We start from the raw sequence: 17,068 nt of genomic DNA on the forward strand, positions 1-17,068 counted from the left end.
CATTATTCGATCGCGATGAAATCGACTCCTGCGAGATCGTTGTCTACCCGGAGCACGATCGATGCCGGATCAAAAATGGACCGTTTAGATGCGGCTTCGATCGTATACGTCTCGCCTGCCCGCAATCCTTCAAAAAGATAGTAACCAAAGGCGTTCGTGTTCAAAGTTCTGACCGCGCCGTTGATACCGCTTATCGAGATCCTTGCACCGGCGATCGCACGTCCGTCTGATGTCAATACTCGGCCGCCGACCGAAACCGATGCCGCTGTCGGAGCAACGCGGGCGATACCGCTGGCAACAAGAGCGAAATCGGCATCGATAACGCCGGGCGTTTCAAGACGCGCATCCTGATTGATCTCGGCTGCAACGACGTCGACCCTCCAGGTTCCGGCGATCGGTGCTTCGATAAAAACGTTCTCGACCGTATCGATGCTGTTAGCATTTCCATCGGGCACGGACCACATTCCCTGCCCGACACCGAGACCGTTATTCCCGCGATAGACCGTTCCGTCGGGCGCTGTCACGGTCAGGTTCAGATCGTTGATCCTTGCGACCGAGGAGGCCGGATTACCCATCGGGTCGGCGAACGCCATAGTGACCTTGAGCGGGTCGGACGAATCCGGCGGAACGGTGACGTAGTACGTTTTGGACTGCAGCGTCGTCAGAACGTCTTGCTCGTCGACTATCAGCATCTTTTCGCGAAGACCGTAAAGGTTCGCGATACTCACGCGGCCGAAGCCCTGGTTGACGCGCCGGACGTCAGTTCCGGCGATCGTCATATCCCATTGAATGGCCGTATTGATCATTATCGCCTTTGCCGTCATCATATGCGGCCGGCTTTCGAAAACGGTCGCACCGGTCGCGTTGTCGAACGCTCCGCTGTGCCACATCTGATAAAAAAGGCCAAAGTGACCTGCGGTTATCGGGGTTGCCGCGCTCGTCCCGCCAAAATCCAGAACGTAATTGCTGTTGCTTGCGTTGGCGGTCGTATGGATGGCGTCGTTGAAATGGGCGAGATCCGGTTTTATCCGTCCGTCAGAGGCCGGCCCGATCGAAGCCGCGCCTGCCCATCTGTCATCATTGGAACCGGCGGTCCCGAAATGTCTGATGCCGCCGACGGACACTGCGTTCTTTGCCCATGCCTGCGGCCGCGAACTTCGTGTTCCGGTGTTGCTCTGCGAATTGAGAACGAGAATGTCGTTTCGAAAAATGATGTCGTCAAATTCCGCAGCGATCGTGTTGTAGTTCTGCGTCAAGCCATTGCCCCAACTATTCGATTGGAAGACAGCATTGTAAGGCGGCTGATTCAGGCGTGCAGTATGCGCATAACGGTCGGTCATGAAATCGTAATCGGCAAAGATGCCCTGGGCCTCGGGCAGCATTCCTCGCGCCGAAGAGTTGACCGTGCCGCGGCCAAAAAGTATGCCGTATGTTGAGGTGCCGTGGTTGTTCGGCTCGTTCGTATTCGCGGAATTGTGGATGAGCGGCGGAAGACCTGATTGGAAATCGGTGTGAGTCTGCCGAAGCCCGTTATCAGCGACCTCGGCCCGTACGCCTTCCCCTCGAAAGCCCTCGATCGTCTCGAGCTGTGCGGCCCCGCTGGTCGTCCGGACGATGTCCATGTCGCTTTCCGCCGCGCTCCATTGATCTATGAAAAGCACATTTTCGTCATGTGCGATATCGATCAGCTGATTTGGATCCAGCGTCGCCTCAAGCCGAAATCCGTCAGGCAAGATCGTATGCACGTCGCCGCCCTTGGTGCGGATCCGCTCTGCTACCACGCGATGCATTTCGCCGCCGCGTTCGAGAACCATTATGTTGTAACGTCGCGTCGTGAGCTGGCCGCGGCCTAGCGGGCTCAACAACTCGGGATCGATCTTGTACGCCGGGTGATATCTGCCGACCCAACGAACAAAAGGAAGCTGTTCGACCTGTGAACGCGTTTTGTCATCCATTTGGACGATGTGAGCATGTTCGGAGAGGTAGATGAAAACCCTGCCGCCCAATTCATTGATGGCGTCCCGATACTCGTCGAGGGGTTGGGTGACGAACTGAACGATATACGCCGAGCGATGCTCGGCTTCAGGATCGAAAGCCCGCAAGTTGTGTTCGACGTCGGGCGGATCGGTCAGCGGGTCGAAATGTGTGTACCGAAGCTTGATCTCATAGTCTGTTTCTCTAATGGTGCTGATCTCGTTGCCGTTCAAGCTCAACGCATATCGATCGATCACGCCGCCGTTCGCATCATCTTCCCGCCAAAGCAAAGCCTTGCCGCCGCTCACCGGAATATCGATAACGCGGATGTCACGTCTGCCCGGATCACCTGAACCGGGTCCGGGCGGCAGCAAAGCCCGTCTTGCGATCACAAGTTCATCGGAGAATACGGCCGCTCCGACGAACGTCAATATGAAGAGTAACGAAAGTGAAAAAACAAACCGGACCTTTGCGGTCATCTCACAAACCTGATCAATTAAGGGCTTCGCGGGACAAACCTCGACCTAAGCGAGCAGGGGTAAAGCTCAATCGACAGAAAAGCCGGAACGCGCCATCGATACGGACCTTGACCCTTAACGATGCCGCACAGATCTGTTTGTAACTTCGTAAATTCTAAGCGCCGACCGATTCGCGATCTTCCGATTCGATCAGGTACGGCGTGACCGCGGGACGGTCAATATCTTGTTCCAGAACCTTGGCGATGACCGGCAAAGAGAGCGACCGGGTCTTCCCGATTCCGGGCACTTCTTTGCCCTTGGCGTAAACGGCATGTCGCCCATGCTCCTGATACCATTCGCTCAAGCTGGCGGTCTTGTGCATCTCTTCGATGATCTGTCGCCAGCCGACGCCGGTGTTGTAAGCGCAAAATGAGACCTCGCCTTCCTGCGTGCCATAAGGGATGACGCACATTTCCGTCCGACGGAAATCGTATGTAAAGAGGTCTTGGAACCACATTCCCTCGACACAAAGTACACGCCAGACGTCGTCGTCGGCTTTTTCGGCCTTCATTCGGTCATTGCGGTCGGAGTTAGATGTCGTTGAAGATGGCTTGAAAAGATTAACGATCTGCGAGATCGGAAAACCGTCAGGCGCCTTCGCCGCGTCGTAATTTCGCATGATGGCCATGCCTAGCTGAGCCATCGTCAGCTTTTTGCCGCGTGCCGTATCGGTGATCGTGGCAACATCTTTCATGAACTGCTCGTAGTTGAAGAATTCGAAGAGCGACTTCATCTGATTGGTCTTTTTATTGACGACCATCAGCGTAAAAATTCCGCAGTTCGGATGGCAATTGCACGACGACCATCCCCACGGAGCATCAGCCCCCTGGAGCATATCCATGACGGATGTGAACGCCGAATAGCTGGAAAGCGGAAACCAATCGCGCATCGGTTGAAGGACACCGCCAAGCTGATCTTTCAGATCGTGCGTCATGCCGGCGAGTGTGTAACGCTGTTCGATCCGGTCTTTATCTGAAACGTCCTCATCGCGGCCCGTAAAGCTCACAGGCTGAAAGGCGATCGTCTGCACCTTGTCGATGTTCTCGGCGGCAAACTTCACGATGCTTCCGATACCGTTGTTGTTCCACGAATTTACGATCGTAGTGACGAGAGTGACCTTGATCCCGACCGCGGCGAGATTCTCGATCGCTTTGAGCTTGACGTCAAAGAGGTTGCCTACGCCTCGGTGTTTGTTGTCCTCTTCGTTTGTGCCGTCAAATTGAAGATAAACGCCGTGTTGCCCGGCCTCTTTTGCGGCTTTGCAAAACTCGATGTCCTCGGCATATCTGATGCCGTTCGTCGCGGCAAGGATCCGATAGAAACCGATCTTCTTAGCGTACGCCACGGCATCGAGAAAGTACGGCGAAAGCGTCGGTTCGCCGCCAGAGAACAAGATGATGATCTGTCGCCGCGGCTTGAACGAGACTGCCCGGTCAAGGATCGCCTTCGTGTCCTCGAACGTCGGTTCGTGAACGTAGCCAACCTGATTCGCATCCATGAAGCACGGATTGCACATCATGTTGCAGCGGTTGGTCAAATCGACCGTTAAAACTGCACCTCGGCCGTATTTGATGTCGCTCGTGCCGTGATGGTGAACGTGTTCATCCTCGGCAGATCTGAAATCGCGTCCGAAAAAGAGGCCTTCGATCCGTTCCAAAAAACGAGCGTCGGTTGCCAGAATATCTTCGAATTCGCCGTGTGTCGGACAAGTCTTCCGCATCAGGACCTGGCCATTTTCTTCGACTATGTCGGCCTTGATCTCGCCCGGATGTGAATGCATCAAAATGTCGAGCGGGATGTCGCCGGAGATGACGCCCTCGCGGACCGACTTGACGCATTTCGGACAAAGACTGTCGGTCTGCCGCGGAAACCCAAGCGGCGGAGCCGTTCGTTCATAAGACTTCAGAAGCGGCTCCGCTGCCCACGCGGGCTGGATCGACTCGCCCTCTGGCAACGCCTTGTTTATCGTCTGAAACGCCTTCCATCCAATATCGGCCAGTTTCGAAACGGCCTTCGAACCGGTTCGTCCCTTTCCGTTTTCTTCGCCTCTTCTGAAGTTATCGCTGAACATTATTTCTTTGATTTTGCAGTTAAAGAACGGAATTTTACCAGACTTCGTGCATTCTGACCAGCAAAGCAACGGTTCAAATCGCTCGGCCGTGGCACAACGATTGCACCCCAACCTGGCAGGAAGTGAATTGTGTATCGAATCGATACTAATCGTTCAGGATTTATGATCCTGATATTTGAGGAACAAGGGAATAATTATGAACAAAGAGCAACGAAATGAGTTACTGTATCAGGCACTGGAAACAGAATTGGGCGGCGTTGAGATCTATCGAACCGCAATTAGCTGCGCGGTCAATGCAGATCTGAAGAAGGAGTGGGAAGAGTATCTTGAACAAACCAAGAAACATGTACAGATAATCGAGGATGTGTGCGAACAGTTGGGTCTTGAGACTTCGAAAGAGACCCCGGGCCGTGTTGTAGTAAGACATATTGGCGAATCGCTGAACAAAGCAATGGAAATGGCGAAAGCCAATGGAACGAAAAAAGCCGCCGAGCTGGTTGCCGCAGAGTGTGTAATTCTTGCCGAGAGCAAGGATCACATGAATTGGGACTTAATCGGGGAACTTGCAAAAAAGGAAACCGGTGAAGCTAAGAAAATTCTGAGCCAGGCTTATGATGAAGTTCACGAACAGGAAAGCGAGCACCTCTTTCACACAAAAGGCTGGTGTCGCGAGCTATGGATCGACTCTTTAGGCATGCCGGCGGTGCTGCCGCCGCCAGAGGAAGAAAAGGACGTAAAGACCGCAATTGGAGCGGCAAGAGCGGCTCAGGCACGATCAGCAATGATCTAAATGAGCGGACGAGTATTGACTGGGAACACTGCGGAGCGGGCGACCGCTCCGTTTTTGTTTCCTGGCCCTCATTGAAAAGACTCGATGGACTTCACTACGGCCTTAGTGTCCCCTTTGCCTTTGCCGCGACTGAAATTATCGCTAAAATACAGGTTTCTTGAATCGCAACCATTTTTTTGCAGAAGTAATAATCTTGCGAAAGCGAAATGGAAGCTTATTCAGTCAGTCTCGCTACGGCAAAAACATTCCCATTTATAGCAATATCTGGGTTTCTTGCCTGGCCAGCCACCACAACTTTACCATCCGCCTGCAACGCAAGATCGGAGGCCGTAGCGAATTGACCTGTTGAAAATGCGAAGTTTGTTTGGTCCTCGAGAGATCCGGTCGAAGAAAACCGCGCTAAAAGAAAAGTTGCAGCAGATGTCTGGCCGAGCTGGCCGGCAATTCGGATCTTGCCATCTGCCGAAACCAGTACCGAGCTGGCAAAGTCCACGTCGCCCGGCGCGAAATCATTAATTGCGATGCCGCTGCTCCCGAACGTCGAATCGAGCCTGCCGTTTGGCCTGAAACGAGCCATCCACACGTCCGTATCAGGGCCTACGACGCTGCCGGATAGAAGTATATTGCCATCCGATTGCGCAGCTACTGCGCGAACGGTACCTGTCAGTCCCGGGCCGAAGGGGACACGGAGAGAGCCAACGTGCCCGAACGTCTTGTCTCGGCTTCCCGTTTCCGTCAAGCGGGTCATGAAAAAATTGCTGAAATTGGAACTAGGGTCATTGCCGACAATGAGGATCTTGCCGTTGTCAAACGTGAGCATCTGGACAATCGACGGCGACGATACCTTGTTAAACACGATCGCAACAACGCCGTTGTTCCCGAAACTAGAGTCGCGGGTGCCGTCCGGATTTAGACGATAAAGAAAATACTCACCTTGGTCGGTCATAAGAGCGAGAATTTTCCCGTCACCCCTCACCGCGATCTGTTCCGGCCGCGCTGAAAAAAAACCAAAGCAGCATGGGCCAATACTCACGTTAGAGGCAAAGAGACTGTCTATCACCCCGTTTGGCGAGAGACGGACTGCTGAAACTGTGCTGGATCCGACGGGCAGCCTGAAAACCTGCGACATTCGCAACGTCGATCCATCCGCGTACATCAGTGCATCCCGAAAGTTTGTAAAGGCGTCTGACCGCCAATCGGTGATCTTTCCTCCCGAACCGTAACCCGGATCGAGGGATCCACCCGGCGTATATCCGACCCAGGCGATCCCGGTCAACGCCCCGTCAGGTGTTCGGTTTGTGAATGTGCCGCCGACTAATATCCTGTTGTTAGGCTGAACAAAAACCCTCAAAGCGCCGGAGTTATAAGTGGTGGATGAATCGGGAAACGAGATCGTGACCTTTCCACCGCTTCCGAATGTCGGATCCAGTGTAAAAGATGCGAAGACGGGAGTGCCGGAACACGAAAAAATGATGATGAAGCTAAAGGCTCTTAACCTCATCAAGCCAAAACGCTTGAAAGTAGACATCATATAGCAGTCCCCCAAGAAAGTTTTGTCGCTTTTATCCGGGTAGCATAACACGGATCTTTGTTCGAAGGTGAAATAAAACGGAGGGTTCACGGGTGAGGTCCGGGCACGGCAATTTTCGCACACCCGCTGCAATTTTTGGTTGCGTAGTCAGAAAGTGTACAGATTTCATCAACCAGTTTATTGGACGAAACCGAGAACGGAATGATCTGGACGACTATTGTTATTTTATTGCTTTTGTGGTCGCTGCATTGATCGTTGACCGTATTCGCGGGCGCCGCGGTTAAGGATCGGTCTTTACTTAGGTGATGTTTGTCGCGACGATCGAAAGTTCTTTTGCGGTTTTTTATTTAGACAAGCTGGTGAGATCAGTGGATCAGGGAGACTTCGACCATAACACCTTCGCCTTCGTGTGTTGCGGCGAAGAAGCTCGGTGCGCAGATCGGCATTGAAAAGCATTTTAATTTCACCTGCCATCAGCTTGGCAAAGGGCTTCAGGACAGGGCCGCCGACAGCATTGATCAAGTAATCCATCGAGGGGAACTTTTCGACAGCCGAGGCGACAAGCTTTTTCGAGTCGATCTCGTTGGATGCATCAGAGTAACAGCTGAAATACTGCCGTTCCGTAGTCCAATCAACTTTTAGTCAAGCTCCAGCAACTCGCTTTCGGTCCGCGAGGTGAGCACAAGATTAGCACCGCTGCCCGAAAGCAATACCGCTACGCGACGGCCGTCACCGCGACCTGCGCCCACCGTCAATGCCGTATTTTTATCAAGAGTCTTAGTCTTTCAAAATAAAAGGGCCGAAATTCGGTAAGCAATGAGCTTACGATACAACCATCTCGGTGATCAGGGCACGTAAGAAAAATCCTTGGAGGAACAGAATTCGGAAATCTAAAAACATTCGAGATATTTCACACCCGCGCCGGTGTTGAAGAGGACCACTTTTTCACCGCCGGCCACAAAGCCTCTTTCTATCAAGTGTCTCAGTGCGGGCAAACACGCGGCGCCTTCGGGGGCAGTGAAAATGCCCGTCAGTGCTCCGATCTCTTTGACGGCGGCGACCAATTCATCATCTGTGACCGAGACCGCGGTCCCGCCGGAGGCACGTATCGCATCAAGGATCAGAAAATCGCCGATGGCTTTTGGCACACGGAGTCCGGACGCGACCGTCGCGGCGTTTTCGAATTCGTCGGCAAAGCGTTCACCTGCATGGAAGGCGCGGACGATCGGGGCACACGTTTCGGATTGGACACTGACCATCCGTGGCCGCTTCGGACCGATCCATCCCATTTCCTCCATCTCATCGAAGGCCTTCCACATCCCGATCAGGCCTGTACCGCCGCCTGTCGGATAAAGAATGACGTCAGGCAGTTCCCAATTGAATTGTTCCGCAAGCTCATAGCCCATCGTCTTTTTGCCTTCGACTCGGTAGGGCTCTTTTAACGTCGAAACATCGAACCAGCCCTCTGCCTCTTTTCGCTCAGCGACGATCCTGCCGCAGTCGGTGATAAGGCCGTCGACCAACGTCACGTTCGCACCGGTCTGCTCGCATTCGACGACGTTTGCACGCGGGGTATCAGCCGGCATAAAGATGAACGCCTCCATTCCGGCCCGCGCCGCGTAAGCGGCCATCGCCCCTGCGGCATTGCCGGCCGATGGCACGGCGACCTTCCTGACGCCAAGTTCCTTTGCCATCGAGATCGCAGCCGTCATCCCGCGTGCTTTGAATGATTGGGTCGGGTTCTGGCCTTCATCCTTTATATAGAGATCGACCGGAACCGTCAGAGATTCTGCAACACGCACGGCCGAGAGCAGCGGCGTCCAGCCTTCGCCGAAAGAGACTATGTTGTCCCAATCGCTTACAGGTAAGACCTCACGGTAGCGCCAAAGCGATGATTCGCGCTCGGCGAGATGCTCCTTTTTCAATGTCTGAGAGGCCGCGGCGAGGTTGTATCTTACAAGCAGCGGTTTCCCGCATTCCCGGCAGAGGTTTTGAAGAGAGCGGGCCTCGTGGCGAAGCCCGCATAAAGCGCATTCCAGATGTGTGACGTTCATATCCAAAACGCTACCCCGGGTCAGAAGATCAGTCAACAGATCTCGGCCCGATCGCGCGTTTTTGAATGCCTATTTTTTCCAGACGAATTCCCTGAATAAATTCAGGACGACATTGAATCCGAGATTTGCTGTGCCGCCGCGGACCCCGCGTTTCCAGTTGTATTCGCCGGGATACCAAGTTTCGGCGATCATGTTCGAGGCATACACGCCGGCCAATCTCGGAACCCCGAGAACACGTTTGCCGTTCGGTTTCCGCGCGGTAAAGGTTGAAACGACTGCGTTTTTCAGCCTGGAGCCAACGTCACGTTTCTCGCTTCGATAATAGTGTCCGTCGAGCTTCATTGCTTCGTCCAATCCGTAAATAACGCTATTTTTGATCGTATTACGGCCAAGGCTCGAAGCGAACCTTCGGCCAAAGCCTTTCCACTGGCCGCCCCACTCTTCGGGGCTGTTCGTCGCTGTCGCAAATCCTGCTCCAACAGCGACGCCTGTGAATGCAAATGGCCCGAACGTACTGTTCATGTACCGCTTGAACCTCTTTTCTGCGTTTGGTCGAGTATAAATGGAATAGGTCTGCGTCGGTGCTGCCGCGGAATCGGTTTCCTGTTTATCGACCGAGACTTTTTCAGACCCTGCCTGATCTAACAAAGGTACAGCGTTTTTGAGAGAAGAAGGTACAGCAGGTGTATCCTGCGATACTGCTGAGCTAACTGAAAGCGCGAGGACGATAAAGAGTCCGATTAAATTTTTCATGTTTCCCATTGCTCGTAAATTAGTTTTCAATTGCTTCGAACCAGAAGTGGCTTTAGTTCACGGTAAATATTTTCAGTCATCAATCGCGTTCCTTCTGCGTTCGGATGGATACCGTCAGCCTGATTGAGTTCTTTCTTGAGCGCTATTCCTTCCAACAGAAATGGAAGAAAGGCGACCTTATACTTATCGGCAAGATCGGGAAATGCATTTCGAAAATCTCTTTCGTAATCCGATCCCATAGCGGGCGGAGCGACCATTCCGCAAAGCAAGACCTTTACATTCTTAGCCTGGGCCTTTTCAATGATCGTTGCGAGATTCTTCTTCATCCGATCGACCGGCATTCCGCGAAGCAGGTCGTTTGCGCCAAGTTCGAGGATCAATATCTCGACCCGTTCCTGCTCCAATACCCAGTCGGCTCGCTCTAGGCCGCCGAGGCTTGTATCGCCCGAAACGCCCGCATTGATGACCTCGTAATCGAATCCCTCGGAACGTAACTTCTCCTGTAAGAGGTACGGATAAGATTCTGGCTCAGCCAGGCCGAATCCGGCCGTAAGGCTGTCGCCGAATGCCACTATCTTTGGCTTCGAGGCGGTGATCTCAGGCAGGACGAGCGGACGGTCAAGATCCTGAACGGCAGCGGGATCGCCCGCCCCTGACCCGCACGCCGAGAAAAGGGCCGCGAGAAAGCTGAAACTTATTATTGCCGTAAATCGAATAATAGGACGCATGGCTGAAAGTGTTTTTACGAACGAATGTGCGATTTGGATGCAATTTTAATGACCTATCATGCAAATATCTGCTGCCGAGGCCCACGCGACAGCGCGACCGCGCTTGTCCGCGATTGCGGGCGTTTGCATTTTCGACCCGGACGAATCACGATTCAAGAGTAACATTTTGCTGAGCAGCACATTATGATCCATCTAAGAAATGTGACCAAAACGGTCAGGTCAGGAACCGAGGACCTGACGATACTTTCGGACGTTTCGCTCGAAATACCCGATGGCCAGTTCGTCGCCCTAACGGGTGCGTCGGGCAGCGGAAAATCGACGCTTCTCGGCCTGCTTGCTGGTCTAGACTCACCAAGTTCGGGAACTATTGCGATCGACGACGACGAGATCACGACAATGAGCGAAGATGGGCTCGCCGCGATCAGAAGCGAAAAGATCGGGTTCGTTTTTCAGTCGTTCCACCTCATACCAAGTCTCACCGCGTTTGAGAATGTTCTGATCCCGATGGAGATCCGCGGAGCAAAAGACGCCAAAGAAAGGGCGAGCCGATTGCTCGAAGACGTCGACCTGACAAATCGCGGGCATCATTATCCGACCGAACTCTCAGGCGGCGAGCAGCAGCGTGTTGCGATCGCTCGTGCTTTTGCGAACCGGCCAAAGATCCTCCTGGCGGACGAACCGACCGGGAACCTCGACTCCAAGAACGGCCAGCACATTTTTGAATTGATGACCGACCTCCACCGCCAGAACGACGTCACGCTCGTCCTTGTCACTCACGACCAGGCTCTGGCAGCCAACGCCCAAAGGCAGATCGTCCTCAAGGATGGACGCGTGGTCAGCGACACGATCAACGGATGAATTTCATAATAAATCTTACCGCCCGCGAGATCCGTTCATCGTGGCGGCGGCTGTTGTTCTTTTTTCTCTGCATCGCACTCGGTGTCGGGTCGGTGGTCGCCCTTCGATCGTTGATCCAGAATGTCACCAAAGCGGTCGGTACGGATGCCCGTGCATTGATGACGGCAGATATCGAAGTGAGTTCGACAAATGACTTTTCGCCCGCCGACATCGAAAAGATCGAGGACGTCATCACCGCGTCTGGCATCGTTGAAGCACGTAACGAGGCGATCACCACGTCGTCAATGGCGCGGCCGATCGACCCGACGAACGAGAATCTGCGCCTCGTGGAACTTAAAGGCATCGAACCCCCGTTTCCGCTGGTCGGCAGCTTCGAACTCGATAACGGCGAGCCGTTCGATCACCGCTTGCTCGAGGGCAACGGAGCTCTGGTCGCGAAGATATTGCTCGAAGATCTGAAGGTAAAGGTAGGCGACCGGATCAAGATCGGCGAAGGCGAATTCGAGATCCGCGGGAGCTTTGACGAGGAACCCGGCGGAACTGGCGGATTCCGGCTTGGTGCCCGTGTTTTCGTCGAGAAGCGGGCGTTCGACGACGCCGGCATTACAAGAAATGCGAGCCGTGTCCGTCACCGCATACTCTACCGAACGTCTGAGAATCCGACACCATTGGTGACGCGCCTTCGTGAATCCTTGAAAGGAACGACAGTTACGGTTCAATCATATCGCGAGACTCAAGAAAGACTTGGTGAACAGTTTTCGCGGACAGAAAACTATCTGGCTCTGACGGGCCTTCTGATCTTGGTGTTGGGCGGCGTAGGCGTATGGAATGTTTCGCGTGCCTTTGTCGAGCAGAAGCGTAAGTCGGTCGCTGTGCTTAAATGCCTTGGTGCTGGCGGCAACCGGATAATCGCGGTCTATCTTCTCCAGATACTCACTCTCGGGCTTATCGGCAGTCTTTTCGGCGTTGTATTGGCACAGGCCGGCCTTTGGTTCGTCAGATCGCAGTTCGCGGCGGATCTGCCCGACCGAATGTCATACGCTGTCGGTAGTTCGACCGCGGCACAGGGCATTGTTTTGGGCGTTTTGATCTCGATGTTATTTTCGGCTCTGCCGCTTCTTCAGGTGAGGAATATCAAGCCAAAGCTCCTGCTCCGTGACGAGAACAACGAAAGCCTGAGGCGGCTTGATAAGACCAAATGGCTTTTCGGAGCTTTGAGCTTGCTCGGCCTTTTGGTTCTCGCCGCATGGCAAGCCGGTTCTCTGACCGTCGGAGCTTTTTTTCTTATCGGCCTCGGAGCCACGTCGGCCGTGCTGTATGTATCGGCGGTAATACTCACCCGGATACTGCGATCGATGAGGCCGATGGGAAACTTCGCTCTAAAACAGGCGATCAATTCGCTTTATCGCCCCGGGAATCAGACCCGGATCATTCTGCTTGCTGTCGGTCTTGGCGCATTTGTCGTACTTGCCGTGCAATCGCTCCAGACCAATCTTGTTCGTGAATTCGATTTCACGCGCAATCAGCGGTTACCCACGCTTTTTTTCATCGACGTTCAGAAGAGCCAGATCGACCAATTGGCAGCCTTGATCGAGAAACGGATCGGCGAAAAGCCGGAAACGACACCGACCGTTCGCGCCCGCATCGCGTTCGTAAACGGTAAGCCGCTGGATTTTCAACAGCGTGAGGTCCGGCAAATGCAGGGTCAGATCGGCCGTGAGTTTGCCGTAACATATCGTCAGGCGTTGGATCAAAATGAAACGGTCGTCGCCGGTCGATGGTGGCCGGCGGGTGAACCGTCTGAGATACCTGAGGTTTCCGTACAGGATGAGATGGCCGAGCGCTTGAAGGTGGTGCCGGGCGATTCCATAACGTTTGATATTTCGGGCCGCAAGGTAACGGTTCGGGTCGCCAACATTCGCAAACTCGACCTAAGGAATACGCGCACAGCTTTTATTTTCGTCTTCCGGCCCGGTGTGCTTGAAAAAGCGCCGCAAAGCTATGCTGCGACCGTTCTGAGCCGCGTCGGGGCGACCGAACGTCAGAGGCTCCAACGCGAGGTCATCGGCGAATACCCTAACGTGCAGATCTTCGACGTCGCGGATATTGTCGCGACGGTTCAGCGGCTGGTCAACAATTTCGTTCTTGCGATCTCATTCGTCGGGAGCTTTGTCATCCTGAGCGGTATACTCATTCTCATCGGTTCGATCGCTTTGACAAAATCTCAGAGGGTATATGAGAACGCGATACTCAAAACTCTCGGGGCAAAACGCGGGACGCTGTCGGCCATCCTCGTTGCGGAATACGGGATCCTCGGGCTGCTTGCCGGATTTATCGGAGCCGGTTTCGCCGCTGTATTATCCTTTGCGGTCAGCCGCTACATTCTGAATATAGATTGGGAATTCGATCCGGTCCTTTCACTGGCCGGAATAGCGGCAACCGCCGCGGTCGTGTTGGTCGTCGGCGTAATTTCGAGCTTTGACGTGCTGTTCCGCAAACCCCTTGGCACGCTGCGTTCACAGTGATCAGCTCGGTATTTCGAATGGGTGGTTGATCAGGACGGCGCGCATGTTGACCTGCCTGAAGAGGGTTTCGGCGTAGGCGGCGAATCGATGCAGGATCGGAACAAGTTCTTTCTTTTCATCGACGGCATGTACCTCTTCGCAAAATCGCTCAAAGGCTTCCCGATCCTTATAAAAGAGAAAACCGAGATTTTCGCCGAGAAAGATGCCGAGTACGCCGCGAAGATGCTCGATGGATTTTGTCTCCGGAGAAGACTCAGCAGCCTGGACGGCCTTTAATACCGCTGCAAGGCCTGTCCGCAGGGTCAACGATTCGGTGAGTTTCCGCGAAAATTCAGGGAACAGCTCGGCCGTTTCGACACCGGGCCTGATGATCTTCGCAAAACCGGTGAGTATTTGCTGAAAGCTATCGTTCAGAAGGGCATGAGCCGTCTCGACGCGTGCGTAAACCGAAGGCGCAGGCCGCAGCCCAACAATGCCGGTCAGTTCCTGGAAGTATGCCTTTTTGAGTTCGAGCGAGGCCATGTATGACGCGCCGTCGAGAAGTGCGAACAGCTCCGATTCCTCATTGGGAAATCTCGATAAGCTGATATCGATGTGGTCAATGAGTCCGCGTGTTTGCTCAAATATACTGCAGAACAACAATATAGATGGTTTGAGCGGTTCATCTTCGTCGAGCATTCTGCCGACGATCTTGAGCGTCCTGAGGATGCGGCCGAGCCTTGAGGTCACACCCGCAATAGCCGAACGATCGGCGAATGCAAGTTCGGCATTACCGGAGACATTCCGGAGCTCGGGCGGCAAACTGACTGCTCCAAGCGAGTAGGACGCATTTTCGAGCTTTATTGAAATTGGCCCCGATCTAAGCCGATCTGCAAGCAGCGATCGCCAGGCTTTCCATTCGGCGTAACCTAGCCCGCTGCTCTTGATCAAAGCTGAGTTCAGGGAAAGGCATTCTTCGATCGCCGATGACTGTTCGTCCAGGTCCTTCGGGCCTGCTCGCATCAGTCGAACGGCCGACTCGCGATCCAGTTTTCGTGCAAGGCGAAGCAGATCGGCGATCCTCGCTAGAGCGGAATGCGTCAGTCTGAATTCTGAAAGCCGGTCCTTCGTTACTGATCGTATGCGGTCCGAATCCGAGATCGAACGATCGTAAACGTTCAAGAAACTCTCAAGCCCGGCGGACCAGGCACCGAGATCGAACAAAAGATCGGCCGGATCGCCGCCGCTGTAACGTGAACCGAGACCCTCGAGGAGTTCGTCCGTATAGACGGTGTCGGCAAAAGGCGCTTGTATTTGTGAAGAGAAAGATGCCAAAGAAACTCCTTTCGGATCGGGCGGGTGAAGTCGGTATGCAGGAGAAAGCCTCCTATATAATTTATAACTCTTTCCGAGGTGTTGATGCAATAAAATAATGATCGCCGCATCGCCGATCGATGCCCTGAACCCGCCTGTACACACAGATTTGCACGAATTCGTGCGGTATCGTAAAAAGATGGAGATGTCGAAAACGGAACTCTTGATCGCAACACGAAATTCGGGAAAGACGCGCGAATTCCGCGAACTTCTGCAAAAGGCCCCGGTCATATTGCGAAGTCTTGATGACTTTCCTGAAATAGGTGATGTCGAAGAATCGGGCACGACATTTGAGGAAAATGCCACATTAAAAGCCGCAGAATACGCAAAGCGATCGGGCATTCTTACCGCTGCCGACGATTCTGGTCTGGAGGTCGCGGCTCTTGGTGGCCTGCCCGGCGTAAGGTCGGCCCGATTTGGCGGTGCATCAGCAAACTACGATGCGAAAATGTCCTTGCTGCTTGATTCCATCAAAGCCGTCGGCGGCGGCGACCGTCGCGCTCGATTCGTAAGCGTGATAGCCCTTGCACGGCCGAGCGGTGAGGTGATCCATCTGTCACGAGGTGAATGTGAAGGCGTGATCGCGTTCGAACCGCGCGGCGGCAACGGATTTGGCTATGACCCGATCTTCATTCCGAACGGCCTTACCCGCACGTTCGGGGAATTGCCCGACTCGGAAAAAAGCCAAATCAGTCATCGAGCGAAGGCCACTGCGACATTTATTCGATATTTACTCGATTTTATCGGGCTTTGACTTGACCAATCGATTTTTCGCCTGTAAAATTCGACACTTGGAACCGTTTCTTAGATGAAACACGGGGCGTAGCACAGCCTGGTAGTGCGCACGGTTTGGGACCGTGAGGCCGCAAGTTCGAATCTTGCCGCCCCGACCATCAGGCTGGCTCAAACAACTCAATCTTGCCCGTCGTTGCTTTCCTATTTCGCCGGCAAATTAGGTTTGAAAAATTTTATATACTCAATCACCTTGGAGGTTAATTAAACTATGGCTCGAATGACACAAACGGAGATCATTAACAGCTTGGCTGATTCATCGGGGCTCAAGAAAACCGATGTCAAAGGAATATTTGATGCGCTTGCCGCTCTGGCGACCGCAGAAGTAAAGAAGAATGGCGAGTTCACGCTGCCAGGCTTCGGCAAACTGGTCAAAGCCACCCGAAAGGCCCGCGAAGGCCGCAACCCGGCAACCGGTGCAGTTATCAAGATCCCGGCCAAAACGACCGTTAAATTCCGCTTGGGCAAATCTATGAAAGATGCCGTGAGCTAGTCAGGAGTTTCGATCCGAAAGAAGATCTGCGAGAAAAAGGCGGGCCTGTCGGGCTCGCCTTTTTCTTTGACGCGAAGTGTTTTTGCGAAAATTGTCACAATCTTGAAAAAAAAGTGGTGACAAACATAACTCGATTTGTTAACATTTCATTACAAAGTTGAGTACAGCGAAATCCCCGATCTTATTGCAGCAAACTGGTTGATAACTTCAACTTGATCTTATCGGGAAATTCTTTGAAAAAAGGGATTTTCTGGGGAGTATAGCGTTCTCGGCTCAAAGGTGTTTTTTGTGGAAGTAGTACAAAAATACGTAGAAGGAGAACAAAACGTGGCAGCAGCTAAACAGATGACCCTGCAGGATAGGATCTTGCAGATCGATCACATTCAAGCTCGTCGTTTTTCTAAATTGACGGGTGACGCGATTGATATCGCGGCAGAAGGCATTATTCGGCATCTCCGAGCCTGCGCGAGAATGGATGTAAATCCTGACGCCTCGGCGGTGCGCGAGATCATCGACGATGCCCTAAATGGCCGCCGGGTCTTTGCGGAAACGTCAAACGACCTCCTGGCCGCTTGATAGTTTAGATAAGTTTTACTAGCAATACATATTGGACCGCCGTAATTTTGGC

At 53.4% G+C, this 17,068-nt stretch carries 13 protein-coding genes and 1 tRNA gene; 7 read left to right on the forward strand and 7 right to left on the reverse strand.

All coding sequences use genetic code 11. The features are described from left to right. Positions 1 to 2: 2 nt before the first annotated feature. Positions 3 to 2,453: a S8 family serine peptidase gene (locus tag IPM28_07955; GenBank protein MBK9172927.1), complete on the reverse strand. Its 2,451-nt coding sequence runs from the start codon at positions 2,451 to 2,453 to the stop codon at positions 3 to 5. 154 nt (positions 2,454 to 2,607) lie between these two features. Beyond that, the gene (locus IPM28_07960) at positions 2,608 to 4,563 is read right to left on the reverse strand and encodes a radical SAM protein (GenBank protein MBK9172928.1); all 1,956 of its coding nucleotides are present in this window, start codon (positions 4,561 to 4,563) and stop codon (positions 2,608 to 2,610) included. A gap of 196 nt (positions 4,564 to 4,759) precedes the next feature. On the opposite strand from IPM28_07960, the gene IPM28_07965 reads away from it, so the two are divergent. After that, positions 4,760 to 5,353, forward strand: a complete 594-nt coding sequence (locus tag IPM28_07965) for a hypothetical protein (GenBank protein MBK9172929.1) — start codon at positions 4,760 to 4,762, stop codon at positions 5,351 to 5,353. Between the two features lie 214 nt (positions 5,354 to 5,567). Here the strand turns inward: IPM28_07965 and IPM28_07970 are convergent, their stop codons facing one another. From IPM28_07970 to IPM28_07985, 4 genes are all read right to left on the reverse strand, one after another. Continuing rightward, a complete protein-coding gene (locus IPM28_07970; GenBank protein ID MBK9172930.1) occupies positions 5,568 to 6,884 on the reverse strand; it encodes a hypothetical protein in 1,317 nt (438 codons plus the stop codon). An 890-nt stretch (positions 6,885 to 7,774) separates the two neighbouring features. Further along, the gene (locus IPM28_07975) at positions 7,775 to 8,938 is read right to left on the reverse strand and encodes a threonine synthase (protein MBK9172931.1); all 1,164 of its coding nucleotides are present in this window, start codon (positions 8,936 to 8,938) and stop codon (positions 7,775 to 7,777) included. 69 nt (positions 8,939 to 9,007) lie between these two features. Continuing rightward, positions 9,008 to 9,691, reverse strand: coding sequence for a hypothetical protein (locus IPM28_07980; protein MBK9172932.1), 684 nt, complete (start codon positions 9,689 to 9,691; stop codon positions 9,008 to 9,010). 26 nt (positions 9,692 to 9,717) lie between these two features. Continuing rightward, positions 9,718 to 10,419: an arylesterase gene (locus tag IPM28_07985; GenBank protein ID MBK9172933.1), complete on the reverse strand. Its 702-nt coding sequence runs from the start codon at positions 10,417 to 10,419 to the stop codon at positions 9,718 to 9,720. Between the two features lie 183 nt (positions 10,420 to 10,602). Between IPM28_07985 and IPM28_07990 the strand changes: the two genes are divergently transcribed. Together IPM28_07990 and IPM28_07995 are read left to right on the forward strand one after the other, a co-directional pair. Next, positions 10,603 to 11,277, forward strand: a complete 675-nt coding sequence (locus IPM28_07990; protein MBK9172934.1) for an ABC transporter ATP-binding protein — start codon at positions 10,603 to 10,605, stop codon at positions 11,275 to 11,277. Next, positions 11,274 to 13,802, forward strand: a complete 2,529-nt coding sequence (locus IPM28_07995) for an ABC transporter permease (protein ID MBK9172935.1) — start codon at positions 11,274 to 11,276, stop codon at positions 13,800 to 13,802. Before IPM28_07990 ends, IPM28_07995 begins: the two co-directional genes overlap by 4 nt. On the opposite strand, the gene IPM28_08000 is transcribed toward IPM28_07995, so the two are convergent. Beyond that, positions 13,803 to 15,116, reverse strand: a complete 1,314-nt coding sequence (locus tag IPM28_08000) for a hypothetical protein (protein ID MBK9172936.1) — start codon at positions 15,114 to 15,116, stop codon at positions 13,803 to 13,805. A 184-nt stretch (positions 15,117 to 15,300) separates the two neighbouring features. Between IPM28_08000 and rdgB the strand changes: the two genes are divergently transcribed. From rdgB to IPM28_08020, 4 genes are all read left to right on the forward strand, one after another. Then, entirely contained in the window at positions 15,301 to 15,909 is a 609-nt protein-coding gene (rdgB, locus tag IPM28_08005) for an RdgB/HAM1 family non-canonical purine NTP pyrophosphatase (GenBank protein MBK9172937.1), read from the forward strand. A gap of 62 nt (positions 15,910 to 15,971) precedes the next feature. Beyond that, positions 15,972 to 16,048: transfer RNA gene (locus IPM28_08010), tRNA-Pro, on the forward strand. A gap of 110 nt (positions 16,049 to 16,158) precedes the next feature. After that, on the forward strand, positions 16,159 to 16,440 hold the full coding sequence (locus tag IPM28_08015) for an HU family DNA-binding protein (GenBank protein MBK9172938.1): 282 nt from the start codon (positions 16,159 to 16,161) through the stop codon (positions 16,438 to 16,440). Positions 16,441 to 16,767: 327 nt separating this feature from the next. Further along, entirely contained in the window at positions 16,768 to 17,016 is a 249-nt protein-coding gene (locus IPM28_08020) for a hypothetical protein (GenBank protein ID MBK9172939.1), read from the forward strand. Positions 17,017 to 17,068: the final 52 nt, after the last annotated feature.

Origin of the sequence: Chloracidobacterium sp. (assembly GCA_016716305.1) — a bacterium.
In the GTDB taxonomy this organism is placed as follows: domain Bacteria; phylum Acidobacteriota; class Blastocatellia; order Pyrinomonadales; family Pyrinomonadaceae; genus OLB17.